The 18,548-nt window shown below is 69.6% G+C and carries 15 protein-coding genes, 1 tRNA gene and 1 pseudogene; 3 read left to right on the forward strand and 14 right to left on the reverse strand.

Annotated elements, in window-relative coordinates; translation table 11 throughout:
* Positions 1-11: 11 nt before the first annotated feature.
* Positions 12-245 (forward strand): annotated as a pseudogene (locus tag N1032_RS28605) (hypothetical protein); the annotation flags it as partial.
* Between the two features lie 7 nt (positions 246-252).
* Here the strand turns inward: N1032_RS28605 and N1032_RS11055 are convergent.
* The 12 genes from N1032_RS11055 to hisS form a co-directional block, all read right to left on the reverse strand.
* Positions 253-326: transfer RNA gene (locus N1032_RS11055), tRNA-Leu, on the reverse strand.
* Between the two features lie 118 nt (positions 327-444).
* Positions 445-1,968 (reverse strand): NAD(P)/FAD-dependent oxidoreductase, encoded by a 1,524-nt coding sequence (locus N1032_RS11060; protein WP_259539113.1) that lies wholly within the window; start codon positions 1,966-1,968, stop codon positions 445-447.
* Between the two features lie 40 nt (positions 1,969-2,008).
* Positions 2,009-3,256 carry a S8 family peptidase gene (locus N1032_RS11065; protein ID WP_259539114.1) on the reverse strand — a complete coding sequence of 416 codons (1,248 nt, stop codon included), beginning with the start codon at positions 3,254-3,256 and terminating at the stop codon, positions 2,009-2,011.
* Entirely contained in the window at positions 3,256-3,771 is a 516-nt protein-coding gene (locus N1032_RS11070) for a DUF501 domain-containing protein (protein ID WP_259539115.1), read from the reverse strand. The genes N1032_RS11065 and N1032_RS11070 overlap by 1 nt, the downstream gene beginning before the upstream one ends.
* Complete coding sequence (locus tag N1032_RS11075) at positions 3,768-4,286, reverse strand: FtsB family cell division protein (RefSeq protein ID WP_259539116.1); 519 nt, start codon at positions 4,284-4,286, stop codon at positions 3,768-3,770. The genes N1032_RS11070 and N1032_RS11075 overlap by 4 nt, the downstream gene beginning before the upstream one ends.
* Before the next feature lie 10 nt (positions 4,287-4,296).
* On the reverse strand, positions 4,297-5,577 hold the full coding sequence (gene eno, locus N1032_RS11080) for a phosphopyruvate hydratase (protein ID WP_259539117.1): 1,281 nt from the start codon (positions 5,575-5,577) through the stop codon (positions 4,297-4,299).
* 59 nt (positions 5,578-5,636) lie between these two features.
* Entirely contained in the window at positions 5,637-6,260 is a 624-nt protein-coding gene (locus N1032_RS11085) for a TetR/AcrR family transcriptional regulator (RefSeq protein WP_259539118.1), read from the reverse strand.
* Positions 6,257-6,721 carry a MarR family winged helix-turn-helix transcriptional regulator gene (locus N1032_RS11090; RefSeq protein WP_259539119.1) on the reverse strand — a complete coding sequence of 155 codons (465 nt, stop codon included), beginning with the start codon at positions 6,719-6,721 and terminating at the stop codon, positions 6,257-6,259. Before N1032_RS11090 ends, N1032_RS11085 begins: the two co-directional genes overlap by 4 nt.
* Before the next feature lie 23 nt (positions 6,722-6,744).
* The gene (locus N1032_RS11095) at positions 6,745-8,457 is read right to left on the reverse strand and encodes an MDR family MFS transporter (RefSeq protein WP_259539120.1); all 1,713 of its coding nucleotides are present in this window, start codon (positions 8,455-8,457) and stop codon (positions 6,745-6,747) included.
* A gap of 102 nt (positions 8,458-8,559) precedes the next feature.
* Positions 8,560-9,795, reverse strand: a complete 1,236-nt coding sequence (locus N1032_RS11100) for an MFS transporter (protein WP_407933027.1) — start codon at positions 9,793-9,795, stop codon at positions 8,560-8,562.
* Positions 9,796-9,797: 2 nt separating this feature from the next.
* On the reverse strand, positions 9,798-10,289 hold the full coding sequence (locus N1032_RS11105; RefSeq protein WP_259539122.1) for a MarR family winged helix-turn-helix transcriptional regulator: 492 nt from the start codon (positions 10,287-10,289) through the stop codon (positions 9,798-9,800).
* Positions 10,290-10,344: 55 nt separating this feature from the next.
* On the reverse strand, positions 10,345-11,718 hold the full coding sequence (gene hisS / locus N1032_RS11110; protein ID WP_259539123.1) for a histidine--tRNA ligase: 1,374 nt from the start codon (positions 11,716-11,718) through the stop codon (positions 10,345-10,347).
* A 102-nt stretch (positions 11,719-11,820) separates the two neighbouring features.
* Here hisS and N1032_RS11115 point away from each other — a divergent pair, with 102 nt between their 5' ends.
* On the forward strand, positions 11,821-12,756 hold the full coding sequence (locus N1032_RS11115; protein ID WP_259539124.1) for an ABC transporter ATP-binding protein: 936 nt from the start codon (positions 11,821-11,823) through the stop codon (positions 12,754-12,756).
* Complete coding sequence (locus N1032_RS11120) at positions 12,753-13,823, forward strand: ABC transporter permease (protein ID WP_259539125.1); 1,071 nt, start codon at positions 12,753-12,755, stop codon at positions 13,821-13,823. The genes N1032_RS11115 and N1032_RS11120 overlap by 4 nt, the downstream gene beginning before the upstream one ends.
* A gap of 139 nt (positions 13,824-13,962) precedes the next feature.
* Here N1032_RS11120 and N1032_RS11125 read toward each other — a convergent pair whose 3' ends face one another.
* Complete coding sequence (locus N1032_RS11125; protein ID WP_259539126.1) at positions 13,963-14,649, reverse strand: MazG family protein; 687 nt, start codon at positions 14,647-14,649, stop codon at positions 13,963-13,965.
* Positions 14,650-14,663: 14 nt separating this feature from the next.
* Complete coding sequence (mfd, locus tag N1032_RS11130) at positions 14,664-18,293, reverse strand: transcription-repair coupling factor (protein WP_259539127.1); 3,630 nt, start codon at positions 18,291-18,293, stop codon at positions 14,664-14,666.
* Between the last annotated feature and the right edge of the window lie 255 nt (positions 18,294-18,548).

Below are 18,548 nucleotides of genomic sequence, written 5' to 3' on the forward strand. Positions count from 1 at the left end.
TACACGGGCCCGCCGTCTCCGCCGTCGCGAACCTGAAAGCAGTGCAACGCATGCTCGGCCACGCGTCCGCAGCGATGACCTTGGACACCTACGCCGACCTCTTCGACGACGACCTCGACGCCGTCGCGGAGGCCCTCGATCACGCCCGTACGAGTTCGGTTGTGTCCCATCCGGGTCCACGACCGGTCCTGGAGATGAACAAAACCCCCGTACTTCCTCTCAAACAAGAGGAAGCTCAGGGCTAGGGAGCGGTACCCCCAGAGGGACTCGAACCCTCACTGTGACGATTTTAAGTCGTCTGCCTCTGCCGATTGGGCTATGGGGGCAAGCGACCTCATCGTACCCGGGCGGGCTGGGCAGACGACGGCGCCGCGCATCCGGAGCCCTGGGCGGGGACGGATGCGCGGCGCGAGTCGTGCGGAATGAGGTCGCGAGACCGGCGGGTTACTCGCCGGCGGGTGCGGCAGCCTTGGTCGCGGCTTTGACGCGCGGCTTGGTGGTCTTCTTGGGCGCGTCGGGCGACGAGTCGGTGGCGGCGACGCCATTGACCTCGGCGGTGGCGGCGGGCTCCGAGGAGTGCGAGCCGGGCAGCTGCGGGTTCTCGGGCTGAGCGGGAGCCGCCGCAGCGGCGGGCTCGGCGGCCGGAACCGCGGGGCGCGGACGGGCGGCGAACTCCACGAAAGCGGCTCGCGGGTGCACCCGGGCCTCGAGCGAGACGTTGTCGCGGCCGAGGAAGAAGTTGTTGACCCAGCCGACGATCACGCGGATCTTGCGCTCCCACGATGGCATGGCCAGACCGTGGTAGCCGCGGTGCGCGAACCAGGCCGGCAGGCCCTTGATGGCGAGCTTGCCGCTCTGGAACACGCCGACGCCGATGCCGAGACCGGCCACGGCGCCCATGTTCTTGTGGAAGTAGTCCTTGACGCCCTCGCCACGCAGCTCGGCGACGATGTTCTTCGCCATGAGCTTGCCCTGGCGCACGGCGTGCTGGGCGTTGGGCACGCAGTAGCCGCCCACGCCGCCACCGGTCAGGTCGGGCACGGCCGCCACGTCGCCGGCACCCCAGGCGCCCTCGACGATGCCGTCGTCACCCTCGACCCGCAGGTCGGCGCGCACGCGCAGACGACCGCGCTCCTCGATCGGCAGGTTGTAGTGCTTGATGTCGGGCGTGGCCATGACGCCCGCCGTCCAGATGATGGTGTCGCTCTCGAAGGTCTCACCGGTCGACAGTTCGATGACGCCGCCGACGGCCGACTTGAGCTGGGTGTCGAGGTGGATCTCGGCGCCGCGCTCGGCCAGGTTCTTGATGACCCAGAGGCTGGTCTTGAGGCTCACCTCGGGCATGATGCGCCCCATCGCCTCGATCAGGTGGAAGTGCGTGTCTTCGAAACCGATCTCGGGGTAGGTCTCGACCAGTGCGCTCACGAACGACCGCAGCTCGGCGAACACCTCGATGCCCGCGAACCCGCCGCCGACCACGACGACGGTCAGCAGACGGTCGCGCTCGGGGCCGGGAGGAAGCACGGCGGCCTTGTCGAAGTTGGTGAGGATGCGGTCGCGGATGGCGGTCGCCTCTTCGATCGTCTTGAGACCGATCGCCTCGTCGGCCACGCCCGGGATGGGGAACGTGCGCGACACGGCACCGGCGGTCACCACGACGATGTCGTAGCCCTCTTCCCACGGCTCGCCGACGGGCGGCGTGATCGTGGCGATCTTGGCCTCATGGTCGATCTTGGTGACCTTTGCCCCGATGACCCGCGTCTTCTTCAGGTGGCGACGGATGCCGACGACCGCATGACGTGGCTCGATCGAGCCCGCGGCGACCTCAGGCAGAAAGGGCTGGTAGGTCATGTAGGGAAGCGGGTCGACGACCGTGACCTCGGCCTCTCCCGACCTCAGCCACTTCTCCAGCTTCCACGCGGTATAGAACCCGGCGTAGCCGCCGCCGACGATGAGGATCTTGGGCACAGTGAAACGATCTCCTAAGTAGTGGGGCACGAACAATCTACTACTTGTGAAGCAGCCCTCTGAAATGCGAGACCGCCCCGAGGGCCAACGTCGCCATCAGGATGAGGAACCCGAGCAGGAGCCCCAGCGGCACCGCCCAATGCATCAAATTATACACCTCGGGCCGATCACCCCTGCCCGCGGGGGCCGCGGCCGGGGGCTCGGTGGCCTCGGGTGGAGGGATGACGAGCGAGTCGAGCGAGCCTCCCCCGGAAGCCGGCCGATAGGTCGCGATCCAGGCCGCCAGGTCGCCGATCGGGTTGGCGGTCACGGGGGCGACCTCGGCCGTCACCGCTTGATCCGCGTCGATGAGTCCGTAGCCGTAGATCGGGCCCGGAACGGGGTCGCCCTTCGGCACGGCGGTGGCGATGATTCGGTTGATCACGTTCGCGGCGTCGAGATCGGGGTAGGCCGACGTCACCAGCGCCGCGAGGCCCGAGACCAGGGGCGCGGCGCCGCTCGTGCCGTCCCACAGCACGTAGCCGCCGCCCGGAACCACGCCGACGAGCTGCTCGCTCGGCGCCGCGACCGCGATGGTGATGCCCTGCGACGAGGCGTCGAAGCTCGCTTCGCCCGCCCGGTCGACACCGGCGACGGCCACGACGCCCGGGATGGTGGCGGGGGCGCCGACCTCGGTCGTGCCACTCCCCCGGTTGCCGGCGGCCGCGACCACCACGACGTCGTGGTCGAAGGCGTAGGAGAACGCGTCGTCCCAGCTCTGCGGCCAGTCGAGGCTGTTGCGGGTGAGCGACATGTTGATCACGTCGGCGCCGTGGTCGACGGCCCAGCGCACGGCGTGGGCGATCTGCTCGTCGGAACCGACCGACCCGGTGCCGAGCGCCACCGAGATCGACAGCAGCGAGGCCTCCGGGGCGACCCCGATGACTCCGTTGCCCCCACCCGTGCCGCGACCGGCGATGAGCGAGGCCACCATGGTGCCGTGGTCGGAACTCTCGCCGACCGGGGTCTGGCCGTCGGCCGAGCCGATGCCCGAGACATCCGTTCCGTCGACGACTGCGCCCTGCAGTTCGGCGACACTGCCGTCGATGCCGGTGTCGATCACCGCGACCGTCGCCCCCGCGCCCTTCGTGGTGCCCCAGGCGGACGAGAACCCGTAGTCACCGAGCCAGTACTCCATGTCGCGGATCGAGTCCGCCCGTGCTGCACCGACACCGCCGAGCGGAGCGGCAGAGACCCCGCAGACCACCACGACCGCGCCGAACAGCAGGGCCAGCCGGCGGGCACGCATCAGACGTCGATCTGGTAGTCGACGCACTCGCAGACGAGCGGCGACCAGTCGCCGCGGGCGAGCGCGAGGTCGCCGATCGGGTTGACACCGGGCCCGGCCGCGAGCGCGTGGGCGGCGAGCGCGTGCAGGCACTTGACCCGCGTGGGCATGCCCCCGGCCGAGATGCCGGCGATCTCGGCGACGTCGCCGAACTGCGCGCGGTCGTCGAGGTAGGCGGCGTGCGCGCCGGCGTAGGCCGCGGCGAGCTCGTCGTCGGCCAGCGAGTCTTGCAGCTCGACCATGACGTGCTCGGCCTCGAGGTCGCTCATCGCGGCGGTGGCCGCCGGATGGCTCAGATAGTAGAGCGTCGGGAACGGTGTGCCGTCGGCCAGCCGTGGCGCGGTCGCCACCACGGTCGGGTTGCCGCAGACGCACCGCGCGGCGATGCCGAGCACGTTGCGCACCGGGCGGCCGAGCTGGGCCGAGGCGACGGCGAGGTCGCGCTCGCTCGCGGGCTCGAACGGCGGCCGGCTCATGGCACCACTCCGTTCGTCTGCAGTTCTTCGGGGGTCTGGGTCGAGAGCCCCGCGGTCATGCCCGAGGCGAACAGCGACGAGAGCCAGTCGACGTTCGTCGTGCTGATGCTGTCGCTGAGGCCCGTGCCGGTGTCCGACTCCGCGACGGGCACGTCGTCGATGACGAGGAAGCTGGTCTCACCGGGCATCACGTAGTAGAGCCGGTCGCGCGCCTCGGCCTTGATGTAGGCCGGGTCGCTCCAGCGCGCGATCTCGTCGGTGAGCTGTTCGTTCTCGTCGGTGCGGGCGTCGACGGCCGCGTGCAGCTGGGCGAGTTGCTGCCGCTGCTCGATGTAGACGCGAAGGCCCGGGGCGATGATGACCACGAACATCACGATCACCACGAACATCAGCGCCGTGAACCCCGAGAACCGGATGCTGCGCAGCCAGTTGCCGGGCGCCGCCGCGCCGCCCGGGGCCTGCGGCAGCGCGACCGGCACCCGCGAAGGACGGGATGACGGTGTGCGCTGCCGCATGGAAAACCTCTCAGGAGGAGAAACGGGGGAACGCGCCGCGACCGGCGTAGACCGCCGCCTCGGCGAGCTCTTCTTCGATCCTCAGCAACTGATTGTACTTAGCCACACGCTCGCTGCGGGCAGGCGCACCGGTCTTGATCTGACCGGCATCCGTCGCCACCGCGAGGTCGGCGATGGTGGTGTCTTCGGTCTCGCCCGAGCGGTGCGACAGGATGGCGGTGTAGCCCGAGCGCTGGGCGAGCGAAACGGCGTCGAGCGTCTCGGTGAGCGTGCCGATCTGGTTGACCTTCACCAGGATCGAGTTGCCGGCGTGCTGCGCGATGCCCGTGGCCAGACGGGCCGGGTTGGTGACGAACAGGTCGTCGCCGACGAGCTGCACCTTCGAGCCGATCTCGGCGGTGAGGTGCGCCCAGCCCTCCCAGTCGTCTTCGTTGAGCGGGTCTTCGATCGACACCAGCGGGTAGTTCGCCACAAGGTCGGCGAAGTAGGCCGACATCTCCTGCGACGAGCGCTGCTGGCCCTCGAAGGTGTAGGCGCCGTTGTCGTAGAACTCGGATGCCGCCACGTCGAGCGCGAGCGCGATGTCCTTGCCCGGGGTGAAGCCGGCCTGCGCGATGGCCTCGAGGATGAAGTCGAGCGCCTCGCGGTTGTTCGGCAGTTCGGGAGCGAAGCCGCCCTCGTCGCCGAGGCCGGTGGACAGGCCCTTCGACTTCAGCAGCGACTTCAGCGAGTGGTAGGTCTCGACGCCCCAACGCAGGGCCTCCGAGAAGGTCTCGGCGCCGAGCGGCACCGCCATGAACTCCTGGATGTCGACGCCGGTGTCGGCGTGGGCGCCGCCGTTGACGATGTTCATCAGCGGAACGGGCAGCGTGTGCGCGTTCGGGCCGCCGATGTAGCGGAAGAGGGGCAGGTCGGCCGAGTCGGCCGCCGCACGGGCCACGGCGAGCGAGACGCCGAGGATGGCGTTGGCGCCGAGGCGCTTCTTGTTCTCGGTGCCGTCGAGGGCGATCATCGCGGCGTCGACGAGACGCTGGTCGGTGGCGTCGAAGCCCTCGAGCGCCGGACCGATCTCGTCGATCACGGCGTCGACCGCCTTCTCGACGCCCTTGCCCAGGTAGCGGCCCTTGTCGCCGTCGCGCAGCTCGTAGGCCTCGAACGCGCCGGTGGAGGCGCCGGACGGAACAGCGGCGCGTGACACGACGCCGTCTTCGAGCAGAACCTCGACTTCGACGGTCGGGTTTCCGCGCGAATCCAGAATTTCGCGAGCGCCTACGGCTTCGATGAGTGCCACGGATGTTTCTCCTCTTGTGTACAGGCAAGGTGGGAGCGCTTGCCTGCGCCCGCCGCTGGCTAGTCTAACGATTCGCGCGCGATGGCCTGCATGGTCATCACGGCCTCGAACAACCATTCGGTGAACTCCTGGTCGAACGCCGGGTCGAGCGGGCGGTGCAGCGCGCTGTCGACCGCCGCCATCACGAGGGTGACCGCGAGCTGCGCGCGATCGGGCGTGGTGCGCCGTTCGGCCAGGGCCACGATGTCGCGACGGAGCTCTGCGGCGAACTTGATGATGTCGGGCGCGATCTCCTTGCGCCGGCTCAGCACGTCGCGGATCGCCTGGCGGTCGACGCCGTCGCGGGAGGTGGCGTCCATGATGCCGCCGACGAGGGCGCAGAGGTCGCGCACCAGCCATCTCTCGCCGTCGCGCTCGAGGAAGGCGTCGCGTTGCGCATCCGTGATCACGAACGACGGCAGGCCCACGACCGCCGACACCTTCGACGGGAAGTAGTTGAAGAAGGTGCGCGTCGACACCCCGGCCTCGGAACAGATCGCGTCGACCGACGCGTGCTCGACCCCGTTCTCGGCCACGAGCCGCAGCGCGGCCTCATGGATGGCGGTGCGCGTCTCGACCTTCTTGCGCTCCCGGAGCGAGGGCGCAGCGGCTGCGGGCACGGGTGTGGGGTTCAGCGTCGTCATCGTCGCTCGATCCTGTCGTTGAATTCGCCGAGCAGCCGCACGAACTGCTCCACGTCGTCGGAATGCCAGTCGTCGAGTGCGCCGGCGTAGTCGGCCTGCACCTCGAGCCGGAGGCGCTCCATGCGCTCGAGGGCGAGCGGGGTGGGGGCGTAGAGACTCGCGCGCCGGTCGTCGGGATCGGGAACGCCCGTGACGAACCCGAGGTCTTTCAGGATGCGCAGCTGACGGCTCACGGCACTCTTGTCCATGCCCAGCGCCGCGATGATGGCCGCGGGCGTCGTGGGATGGTGCGCCACCAGGTGTCGCAGCACCGAGTAACCCGAGGGCTGGACTCCGGGTGAGAACCGCAGCGCGTTCTCGAGGATGGTCGCGCGCACCGCGCGCACGAGCCGCGCCATCTCGCCCTCGATCGCGAGGATGGCGTCGGCCCGTGCCGGGGCGCGGGGGTCGTCGGGGGTCACAGCCTCCAGGGTAGCCTCGGAGCTCACCGCGGGTTCGGCGCCTCCCCGCGGGCCGCCGCCGCTCGTGCAGCCTCGTCGAGCTCGGCCCTCAGCACCGGGTCGTGGTCGGCCTCGATCTCTTCCTCGCTCTGCGTGTCGCCGGCGATCTCGGCGGCCGACACCGCCACAAGGATGCCGGCTTCCGATTCGGCGATCTGCTCGACCGAGGTCTTCGTGCCGAGGGTGCGGTTGGGCAGGAACGCGATCGCGATGATCGAGATGACGGCCAGCGGCACGCCCAGCAGGAACACGTCGCCGACGGCCTCGCCGTAGGCCGACTCCACCAGGATGCGGATGGGATCGGGCAGGGTGCTGAGATCGGGGATGCCGCCGCCGTCGAGATCGCCCACCTGGGTGGGGTCGATGCCCATCTTCACGAGACCGTCGGTGATGAGGGTCGTGATGCGGCCACCCAGGATGGCGCCCATCACGCTCACGCCGATGGTGCCGCCGAGGCTGCGGAAGAACGCCACCGACGCACTCGCGGTGCCGATCTGGCGCGGGTCGACCGCGTTCTGCACGATCAGCACGAGGTTCTGCATCACCATGCCGACGCCGGCGCCCATCACGAACATGTAGAGGAAGACGAGGGCGAAGCTCGTGTCGTAGCGGATGGTGCTCATCAGGCCGAGGCCGATGGTGAGCAGGATCGAGCCGGTGACCATGTAGCGCTTCCACTTGCCCGTGCGGCTGATCACCTGGCCGATGACGATCGAGGAGACGAGCACGCCGCCGATCATCGGGATGGTGAACAGCCCCGACTCGGTCGGCGTCTTGCCGCGGGCCAGCTGCATGTACTGGCTGAGGAAGACGCTCGTGCCGAACATGGCCACGCCGACCGAGATCGAGGCGATGACGGCGAGCCAGAAGGTGCGGTTCTTGAAGAGCGTCATCGGGATGATGGGCTCTTTCACTGTGAACTCGGTGAGCACCGCGAGCCCGAGCAGCACGACGGCGCCCACCACCATGAGGATGGAGGGAACCGAGCCCCAGTCGAACTGGTTGCCGGCCATGGTGACCCAGATGAGCAGCAGCGAGACACCGCCCGCGATGAGCGCGGCGCCGAGGTAGTCGATCTGCACCTTGCGCTTGTGCGTCGGGATGTGCAGCGTGCGCTGCAGCAGGATGATGGCGATGACGGCGAACGGCACGGCGATGTAGAAGTTCCAGCGCCAGCCGGCCGAGTCGGTGATGACGCCGCCGAGCAACGGGCCGCCGACCGTGGCCACGGCCATGACGGCGCCGAGCAGGCCCATGTAGCGGCCGCGCTCGCGAGGCGGGATGATGTCGGCCATCACGACCTGCACGAGGGCGGTGAGACCGCCGGCGCCGAGGCCCTGCAGCACCCGGAAGAAGATGAGCATCTCGGTGTTCTGGGCGAGCCCGGCGAGACCGGAGCCGACCACGAAGACGACGAGCGACAGCTGGATGAGCAGCTTGCGGTTGGTGAGGTCGGCCAGCTTGCCCCAGATGGGGGTCGACACGGTGGTGGCGAGCAGCGTCGCCGTGACCACCCAGGTGAAGCCCGTCTGGTTGCCGCCCAGGTCGCCGATGATCTTCGGCAACGAGCAAGACACCACGGTGCTCGCGAGCAGGGCCACGAACATGCCGAGCAGCAGACCCGAGAGGGGCACGAGCACGTCGCGCCGGGTCTTGGTGGGGGCCGGGGTGGTGGCTTCCGTCGTATTCGTCGACACGGTTCTCCTGGAGGTCAAAAAGTTGATCGACGTCAACAATATCAATGTCGTTGACGTCGATCAACTAATTACTGCAGGAAGTGCAAACTTTCTTCGCGTGCATCACTCGCCGGCGGTGATCGCCTGGGCCTCTTCGAGCTCGTCTTCGCTCTCGTGGTCGACGTGAGCGATGGCGCGGTGGCCGACGATGACCACCAGCGACGCGACCACGACCGATCCGGCCGCCACGTAGAACGGCGTCGCCGCCGTGAAGGCCACGGCGATGAGGGAGGCCACGGGCGGGGCCACGGCGCCGCCGATGAAGCGCACGGCCGAGTAGGCCGACGACGCCACCGGGCGCGGCAGGTCGGTGGCCGCCATGACCGATTCGGTCAGCACGGTGTTCATCACGCCGAGCAGCGCTCCCCCGGCGACCACGCAGGCGATGAGGCCCGCGGTGTTCGAGACGAACACGCCGGCGAGCACGAGGTCGACGGCGAGCAGCAGCAGCACGACCCAGAGCACGCGGGTTCGCGGCATCCGGCGCGTCAGCAATGGGGCCACCCACACCGAGGTGACGGCCACGGCCAGACCCCAGCCGAAGAACGTGAGACCGAGGCCCATGGCGTCGAGGCCGAGCGGGAACGGGGTGTAGGCCAACAGGATGAAGAAGCCGATGTTGTAGAACAGGGCGGCGACGGCGAGCACGGCGAGGGCGGGCTTCGTGAGCGCTTTGAACGGCGCCGAGATCGGCGTGGGTGTGGGGCGCTCGGCGTCTTTCTTCATCAGTGTGGCGATGGCGATGAACCCGACGGCCATCAGCACCGAGGTGCCGAAGAAGGGGCCGCGCCAGCTGATGCTGCCGAGCAGGCCGCCGAGCAGCGGGCCGATCGCGATGCCGAGGCCGAGCGCCGCCTCGTAGAGGATGATGGCCGAGCTCGCGCCTCCGCTCGCGGCGCCCACGATGGTCGCCAGCGCGGTCGAGATGAACAGGGCGTTGCCGAGGCCCCAGCCGGCGCGGAATCCGATGACGGATTCGACGTTCTGCGAGAGACCGGCGGCGAGCGCGAAGACGACGATCAGCGCCAGGCCGAACAGCAGGGTCTTGCGGGCGCCGATGCGGGTGGAGAGCCAGCTGGTGAACAGCATGGCGAAACCGGTGATCAGCAGGTAGCTCGTGAAGAGCAGAGAGGTCTGCGTCTGCGTGGCGTTCAGGCTGTCGGCGATGGCCGGCAGGATGGGGTCGACCAGGCCGATTCCCATGAACGCGATCACGCACGCGAAGGCGACGGCCCAGACGGCCTTGGGCTGGTGCAGGATCGAGTTCTGAGGTCGGGTCTGGGTCGTCACCGCTGCCATTCTCAGGCGGCCTTCACGACGTCGAGCACCCGCACATCGGTGCACTCGTGCAGCAGGTCGATGGCGCGGCTGATCACGTCGACCTCGTCGCGGTCGAGGTCGCTGAACATCGGCGCGAGCGCCTCGCCCAGGCGGCTGCGCCACTCGTCGAGCGCGCGGATGCCCTTCGGCGCCAGCGCGATCTGCCAGGCGCGGGCGTCGTCGACGTCGGCGATGCGGCGGATCCACTCGACCTCGTTGAGGTTCGCGACGATCTTCGTCATGGTCGGTTGACTCACCCGGCTCTGCTTGGCGAGTTCGCCGAGCCGCATGGGGCCGAACGAACTGAGCACGCTCAGCGTGCGCCAGGTGGCGGGTGAGGTGGACTCCCCGGTCGCCTGGGCGGCGATGCGGGTGAGTCGGTGGGTGACCGAGACGAGGTCGCTGAGGAGTTCGGAGAGTTCTGAGGTGGGGGTGGTGGTGGTGGTGGTGGTGGTGGTTATTTCGTTGCTCACGGACAACTATTATACATAGCTCAGCTATGCATCTGTCGCGGCCTGGGGTGACGTGCTACGCCGACAGCGATCGCAGGTCGAGCTCCGAGGCATCCGTCGTCTCGGTGCCCACGATCGCGAACGAGGTGAAACCGGATGCCGCCGCCCGATCGAGCATCGGAGCGAGGTTCTTGGTGCGCCGCTCGAGCCGCACCCGGGCCCCCCGGGCGACGAGCTGGGACTTGAGGGTCAGCAGCCGGGTGGGCTGCGCCGCCTTGTCGTGCACGAGCACGATCGCCTCGGCGTCGGCCTCACCGGCGTCGCCGATGAGGTCGATGATGCGCTCGAAGCCGATCGAGAATCCGCAGGCCGGCACCTCCTCGCCGAGGAAGCGACCGATCATGCCGTCGTAGCGGCCCCCGCCGCCGAGCGAGAAGCTGAACTCCGGGTGCTCGATCTCGAAGATGGTGCCGGTGTAGTAGCCCATGCCGCGCACGAGGAACGGGTCGAACACGAGGTCGCCGTCGATGCCGGCGTCGCGCAGGGCGGCGCCGATCGCGGCCAGGCCGGCCACGGCATCCGGAGCCACGCCGTCGGGCACGGCGGCCGCCACCGACCGGACGGTCAGCGGCGTCGACTCGACCGCGAGCTCGTCGTGCGACCGCGACCCGGTGGTGGGTGCGGTGCCGGCCGCGGCGCCTGGCGCGCCAGCGGCCGCCGCGGCGGGCGGGCTCGCGGCGAAGTAGGCCTCGAGGGCGTCGACCGCCCCGGCGGTGGCGCCCTTCGCGCGCAGCTCGTCGAGCACGCCGGCGGTGCCGACCTTGTCGAGCTTGTCGACGGTGATCAGCACCTGGGAGTTCTCGGCCGGATCGAACCCGAAGGCGGCGAGCATGCCGAGCAAGATGCGGCGGTCGTTGATGCGGATGCTGCAGCCGGTGAGCCCGAGGGCGTCGAGGGTGGCGAGCGTGGCGGTGAGCAGCTCGACCTCGGCGAGGATGCCGGCCTCGCCGATGATGTCGATGTCGCACTGCACGAACTGCCGGTAGCGACCCTTCTGGGGTCGTTCGGCCCGCCAGACCGGCGCGATCTGCACGGCGCGGAACACCTGCGGCAGCGCGGCGCGGTGGGTGGCGTAGAACCGGGCGAGCGGCACCGTGAGATCGAAGCGGAGGCCGAGGTCGGCGAGCTGATCGGGGTCGTCCGCGGCGGCGGCCTGCTCGAGGGCGGCGGCATCCAGGCCCCGCTTCATCACGTTGAAGGCGAGCTTCTCGTTGTCACCGCCGAGGCCGGCGTGCAACCGCCCGAAGTCTTCGACCACGGGCGTCTCGATCTCGTCGAACCCGTGCGCGGCGTAGGTGGCGCGGATGACGCCGAGCGCCCGCTCCCTCTTGGCCTTGTCGGCGGGGAGGAAATCGCGCATGCCGCGAGGGGGTGAGACGGGAGCTGCCATGCCCTCAAGATTACCCAGTCGCATCGGCGCGATTGCTCAGGCGGCCACCGCGCGCACGCCCTCTAGACTCGACGGCGAACGCCGATGAGCCCGGGGGGTCACGTGACAGAGTTCGAGCCGGTGGGCCTGGTCGCCGATGACGTGCGGCGGTCGTTCGGAGACGTGCACGCGGTGCGGTCGGTGAGTTTCGAGGCCCGGCCGGGGTCGATCACGGCGCTGATCGGGCCCAACGGGTCGGGCAAGACCACCCTGCTGCTGATGCTCGCCACGCTGTTGCGGCCCGACGCGGGGCGCATCCTGATCGGCGGCGTCGACCCCGTCGCCGAGCCGATGCGCGTGCGGCCGATCATCGGCTGGATGCCCGACTCGCTCGGCTCGTGGGCGAACCTCACGGTGCGGTCGGCGCTCGAGACGACGCACCGCATGTACGGCCACGACAAGGCGGCCGCCCGGCAGCGCGCCGGGGAGCTGATCGAGACGGTCGGTCTCGAAGCGCTGGCCGATCGCCCCACCCGGGTGCTGTCGCGCGGCCAAAAGCAGAAGCTGAGCCTCGCGCGCGCGCTCGCCAACGACCCGAGCGTGCTGCTGCTCGACGAACCGGCATCCGGTCTCGACCCCGTGGCCCGGGTGGAGCTGCGCGAACTGCTGCTCGGTCTGGCCGCGCGGGGCCGCACCGTTCTCATCTCGAGTCATGTGCTGGCCGAGCTCGACGAGGTGGCCACCGACGCCGTCTATCTCGATCGGGGAACGACGGCGTCGACCGAGGCGGTGGCCCGGGCCCGCGCCGCGGCACGACCGTGGCGCATCAAGGCGATCGACGGGTTCGGCCTCGGCCCGGCGCTCGAGCGCATCGGGGTCGACTCCTCGCGCATCGCCACCGACAGCCAGGGAATCACGGTCACGATGGCCGACGACGCGGATGCCGCGGCGGTGCTCACCGCGTTGGTGGCGGCCGGGCTGCGGGTGACGTGGTTCGCGCCCGCGGTGGGCGAGCTCGAACGCACCCTGCTCGACCTCGCGAAGGGAGACCCGGAATGACCGCGATCGGCGCGTTCCTGCGCGGGGTGGGGCTCATCGTGTCGCTCGAGCTGAAGCAGCGGGTGCGCGGGGTGGCGTGGTACGTGATCCTGGGCGTCTTCTTCGGGCTGGTCGCGGTGGTGACCGTGGGCGTCTGGGTGGTGACGGGCACCTGGGGCGGCAGCGGTGGCGGGCTGTTCTCGTCGGTGGTCTACTTCGTGCTGCTGCTGGCGAGCCTCATCTCGCCTGCCTTGAGCGGCAACGCGATCAACGGCGAGCGCGAGGGCGGCACGCTCGCGACCATCCAGGTGACGACCATCACCACGGGCCAGATCGTCATCGGCAAGTGGCTCGCCGCCTGGGTGGCGTCGCTCGCGCTGCTGGTGGTGACGGTGCCGTTCCTCGCCATCGCGGTGGGCATCGGCGAGGTCTCGGCCGCCACCGTGGTGTCGTCGCTCGCGGTGCTCGCGGCGGAGCTCGGGGTGCTCGCGGCGCTCGGGGTCGGCCTGTCGGGCGTCATCCGCAAGCCCTTGTTCTCGGTGGTGGTGACCTACCTCACCGTGGCCGCCCTCAGCATCGGAACGCTGATCGCGTTCGCCATCGCCGGCACGGTGACGCAGGTGCAGGTGACGCAGACCACCGTCGACTTCGACTACTCCACCACCACCGACGAGGGCACGATCGCCGAGTGCGCTCCCCCGACCACCACCACCTACTCGGTGCCGAGGTTCGACCTCTACTGGGGGGTGCTGGTGGCGAACCCCTACGTGGTGGTGGCCGACGCCTCCTACGGCGACTTCACCCGCGACGGGCAGCCCAACGACCTGTTCGGCTACATCGCCTACGGGGTGCGCCAGGCGCAGGTCGCCCCCGAGACCGAGCGGTTCGACGACTACTGCCACCTGGCGCCGGGCGAGTACTTCGGCCAGGATCAGCCGACGCCCGAGGAGGTGCTGCGCTCGGGCGTGCCGAGCTGGTTCATCGGGCTCAGCATCCAGGCGGTGCTCGCGGCGGCGGCGCTGTTCGCGGCGTGGCGGCTCACGCGCACCCCGTCGGGGCGGCTCGCGAAGGGCAGCCGCATCGCCTGAGCGCGCCGGGCGGGCCTTGCGCGTCGCTCGCGTCGCGAAGCGGCCGGCTGCTCGTGCGGCCGGAATTCGGGATGACGTGAGCAGACGCGAGGCGCCTGGCGACCCGAAGGCGGCGTGTTCCTCCCGAAACGCGGCCGCGTCAGGGTTCCGAGGGCGAATCGGCCTGAGAAACGGTCTCGGCCGCGACGATCTCGGTGCGCAGGTCGCGCAGAGTGCTGCGCAGGGCGCGCTCGGCGTCGAGGCCCTGCGCCTTCGCCGAGGCGACGAGGGCGAGCAGCAGCCCGCCGAGCTCCTGCTCGTTCGCCACGGGAATGGCGGCGGGAGCGTCTTTCTCGAGCACGCCCACCTTCTGCGCCCGGCCGAGCAGCTTGTCGGCAAGGGCGAGCGAGGGCATGCCGAGCGGGATGCCGTCGAGCACGCTCGTGCGGGAGGGCTTCTCGGCCGCCTTGAACGAGTCCCAGGCGTTCTCGACGTCGCCCGCGGTCTCGAGGTCGAGATCGCCGAAGACGTGCGGATGCCGCCCCACCATCTTCGCGGTCATGTGCGCCGCGACGTCCTGGATGTCGAAGTCCTCCCCAATGGTGTGCGCAGCGATGTCGGCGTGGAAGATCACCTGGTAGAGCACGTCGCCGAGCTCTTCGATCATCTCGTCGCGCGACCCCGACTCGATGGCCTCGATGAGTTCGTGGCTCTCTTCGACGAGGTACTGCACGAGCGACGCGTGGGTCTGCTCGGCATCCCAGGGACAGCCGCCGGGTGCCCGCAGGAGCGCGGTCACCTCGACGAGCTGATCGAGTTTGGTGGGGGCATCCGGAATCTCGGCCATGTCCCCAAGGCTAACTAAGCCGCGGTCGTCTTGGCGGGGGCGAAGATGGCGTCGAGCAGACCGTCGACCCAGGCCACGAGGTCGGCGTCGGGCAGCGGCTTGCCGTCGACGACCGGCATGGGCACCGACACCGAGGAGGTCTGGGTGAAGTACTTCGCCCCGGGGTACATGCGCTGCAACCGCACCTGGATGGAGTCGGCGAGCACGGCCGGCGCGATGCGCAGGTTCGACCCCATCGTCACGACCTCGCTGAGGCTCGCCTTCTGCGCCTTGCGCCGCAGTCGCGACACGGCGATCAGGTTGACCACCTGCACCGGCGGCTCGCCGTAGCGATCGGTGAGCTCGTCGATGACGCGGTCGATCGAGTCGTCCGACGCGGTGGGCGCACTGGCGGTCGAGAGCTTCTGATAGGCCTCGAGCCGCAGCCGCTCGCTGTCGACGTAGTCCTCGGGGATGTGCGCGTCCACCGGCAGCTCGAGCCTCAACTCGGTCTGGCCCTCGGCGACGTCGCCCCGGAAGGTCGACACCGCCTCGCCGATCATGCGCAGGTAGAGGTCGAAGCCGACTCCGGCGATGTGGCCGGCCTGCTCGCCGCCGAGCAGGTTGCCGGCGCCGCGGATCTCGAGGTCTTTCAGCGCCACCTGGATGCCCGACCCCAGCTCGTTGTTGGCCGCCAGGGTCGACAAGCGGTCGTTCGCCGTCTCGGAGAGCGGCTTGTGCTCGTCGAAGAGCAGATAGGCGTAGGCTCGTTCGCGGCCGCGCCCCACCCGGCCGCGCAACTGGTGCAGCTGGCTGAGGCCGTATTTGTCGGCGCGGTCGACGATGAGCGTGTTGGCGTTGGCGATGTCGATGCCGGTCTCGATGATCGTGGTCGACACGAGCACGTCGAACTTGCGCTCCCAGAAGTCGACGATGACCTGCTCGAGCACGTGCTCGTTCATCTGGCCGTGCGCCACCGCGATGCGCGCCTCGGGCACGAGCTCGGCGAGCTGCGCCGCGACCTTGTTGATCGACGACACGCGGTTGTGCACGAAGAACACCTGGCCTTCGCGCAAGAGTTCGCGCCGGATGGCGGCCGCGACCTGCTTGTCGGAGTAGGGCCCGACGAAGGTGAGAATCGGATGCCGGTCTTCGGGCGGCGTGGCGAGCGTCGACATCTCGCGGATGCCGGTGACCGCCATCTCGAGCGTGCGCGGAATGGGGGTGGCGCTCATCGCCAGGATGTCGACGTTGGTCTTGAGCTTCTTCAGCTGGTCTTTGTGCTCGACGCCGAAGCGCTGCTCCTCGTCGATGATGAGCAGGCCGAGGTCTTTGAACGCGATGTTGTCGCTCAGGATGCGATGGGTGGCGATGACGATGTCGACCGTGCCGTCGGCGAGACCCGCGATGGTCTCGCGCGTCTCTTTGTCGCTCTGGAACCGGCTGAGCGCCTTGAGGTGCACGGGGAACCCGGCGAAGCGCTCGGCGAAGGTCTCCATGTGCTGCCGCACGAGCAGCGTGGTCGGCACGAGCATCGCGACCTGCTTGCCGTCTTGCACGGCCTTGAACGCGGCGCGCACGGCGATCTCGGTCTTGCCGAAGCCCACGTCGCCGCTCAGCAGCCGGTCCATCGGGATGGGCCGCTCCATGTCGGCCTTCACCTCGTCGATGACGGTGAGCTGGTCGGGCGTCTCCTGGAACGGGAACGCCTCTTCGAGCTCGTGCTGCCAGGGCGTGTCAGGCCCGAACGCGTAGCCCTTCGACGCCATGCGCGCCGAATAGAGCTTCACCAGCTCGACCGCGATGTCGCGCACGGCCTTGCGCGCCTTGCCCTTGGCCGCCGACCAGTCGCTGCCGCCCATCTTGCTGAGCGCGGGGGCCTCGCCTCCGACGTAGCGCGAGATGAGGTCGAGCTGGTCGGTGGGCACGTAGAGCTTGTCGCCCGGGTAGCCGCGTTTCGAGGGGGCGTATTCGATCACGAGGTATTCGCGGGTGGTCTTGATGGCGTTGCGGCCGCCCGACGACACCTCGCGCTGGGTGAGCTCGAGGAACTTGCCGATGCCGTGGGTCTGGTGCACCACGAAGTCGCCGGCCTTCAGCTGCAGCGGGTCGACCACGTTCTTGCGGCGGCTCGCGAGTTTCTTCACCTGGCGCGACTCGTAGCCCGCGGTGCGGCCGTAGAACTCGGTCTCGCCGATCAGCGCGATCTTGAGTTCGGGCAGCTCGAAGCCGTGCTCCACCGCGGCGCGCACGATGTAGATCAGGCGGGGTTCGAGCTCGGCCGGCAGGTCGTCGACGACGCGGGCGGGCAGCTCGCGCTCGGCGAGCACGTCGGCGGCGCGCTCGACGAGACCTTGGCCCTTCGCGACCACGACGATCGACCAGTCGTCGCCGAGCCTCGCGGCCACGTGCTCGATGGCGCCGTCGGCGTTGCCCTGAAAACTCGGCACCGTGTCGGCCGCGATGCGGATGGTGAGGTGCTCTTCGAGCTCGCGGTGCTCGGGCAGGATGTCGTCGTCGGAGGGGCCTTGCTGGAACTCGCTCAGCGTCCACCACGGCCGCCCGGTTCCCGCGGCGTGACGCAGCTCGTTGAGGGTGATGAACTCGCCCGACTCGAGGTCGATCGGCGCCTCGGCGCCCGCGGTGGCCGCCGTCCAGGCGGCGGCGAGGAACTCGCGATTCGTCTCCGACAGGTTCACGGCTCGCGTCGCGACGCGCTCGGGCGAGACCACCGCGATCGCGGCATCCGCCGGCAGGTAGTGCGCCACCGTCACGAGCTCGTCGAGCAGCGCGGGGGCGAGCGACTCCATGCCCTCGACCGGGATGCCGGCCGAGATCTTCTCGAGCAGGCCGGCGAGGCTCGGGAACTCGTGCTGCATCTCGCGGGCGCGCTGCCGCACGGCCTCGCTGAGCAGCAGTTCGCGGCTCGGCGGCAGGCTGACGGTGTCGACGGCGTCGGGCAGCGACCGCTGGTCGGCCACCGAGAACGCGCGGATCTCGTCGACCTCGTCGCCGAAGAAGTCGACCCGGTAGGGGTGCTCGGCGACGGGCGGGAAGACGTCGAGGATGCCGCCGCGCACCGCGTACTCCCCCCGCCGGGTGACCATGTCGACCCGGGAGTAGGCGAGCTCGACGAGCTGCAACGAGAGGGCCGACAGGTCGAAGCCGCGGCCGCCCCGGGCGAGCACGATGGGTTCGAGGTCGGTGAGGTTCGAGGCGATGGGCTGCAGGGCGGCGCGAACGGATGCGACGACCACGATGGGTGCCGGGGCTGCGGTCGTGCCCGGGGCGGCTGCCGCGGCATCCGTCGCTCGCTGCCAGTCGACGAGGCGGCGCAGGGCGTCGATGCGCTTGCCGACGATCTCGGCGCTCGGGCTGAGGCGCTCGTGCGGCAGGGTCTCCCAGGCGGGGAACTCGATGATCTGGGCTTCGGGCAGAAAGCTCGCGAGCGTCTCGCGCAGCTTCTCGGACTCGCGCCCGGTGGCGGTGACCACGAGCATGGCGGCCGGCAGCCCGCGCTCGACGCGGCGCTCCATCATCGCCGCGAGCAACGGCGCGCGCAGCCCTTCAGGCAACGAGAAATCGCTGTCGCGCCCCGCGTTCACCAGGGCCTTCTCGAACGTGGAAGCGCGCGAGAGCGCATCGACAAGCCCCTGAAGCATCACTCGTCCAAGTTTACGGTGCCCACGCCGACCCAGGGCACAGCCCCCGCATCCCCGCCCCACTCGCCACCTGGCACACCTGCCGAGTGGTCACTTCCCGCCCCAAACCCCCACCCATGCCGCCAAAAGTGACCACTCGCGAAGAAACGGGAAGCGCGGGGGCGACGCGAGCGCGACGCGAGAGCGGAGCGTGGGAGTGAAACGCAACGGGCCTTTCTCGACGACCCAGGGTGAGCGTGTGGCCGCGCCAGCGACCGC

It is taken from the genome of Herbiconiux daphne (assembly GCF_024979295.1).
In the GTDB taxonomy this organism is placed as follows: domain Bacteria; phylum Actinomycetota; class Actinomycetes; order Actinomycetales; family Microbacteriaceae; genus Herbiconiux; species Herbiconiux daphnes.

What these genes read in the sequence shown, in the direction of transcription:
- N1032_RS11065 (WP_259539114.1), bottom strand. Translation starts at nt 3,256, where the DNA reads ATGCGTGCCCGCCGGCTGGCCCTGCTGTTCGGCGCGGTCGTGGTGGTC.
- N1032_RS11070 (WP_259539115.1), bottom strand. Translation starts at nt 3,771, where the DNA reads ATGAGCCGGCCGCCGTTCGAGCCCGCGAGCGAGCGCGACCTCGCCGTC.
- N1032_RS11075 (WP_259539116.1), bottom strand. Translation starts at nt 4,286, where the DNA reads ATGCGGCAGCGCACACCGTCATCCCGTCCTTCGCGGGTGCCGGTCGCG.
- N1032_RS11085 (WP_259539118.1), bottom strand. Translation starts at nt 6,260, where the DNA reads ATGACGACGCTGAACCCCACACCCGTGCCCGCAGCCGCTGCGCCCTCG.
- N1032_RS11100 (WP_407933027.1), bottom strand. Translation starts at nt 9,795, where the DNA reads ATGGCAGCGGTGACGACCCAGACCCGACCTCAGAACTCGATCCTGCAC.
- hisS (WP_259539123.1), bottom strand. Translation starts at nt 11,718, where the DNA reads ATGGCAGCTCCCGTCTCACCCCCTCGCGGCATGCGCGATTTCCTCCCC.
- N1032_RS11120 (WP_259539125.1), top strand. Translation starts at nt 12,753, where the DNA reads ATGACCGCGATCGGCGCGTTCCTGCGCGGGGTGGGGCTCATCGTGTCG.
- N1032_RS11125 (WP_259539126.1), bottom strand. Translation starts at nt 14,649, where the DNA reads ATGGCCGAGATTCCGGATGCCCCCACCAAACTCGATCAGCTCGTCGAG.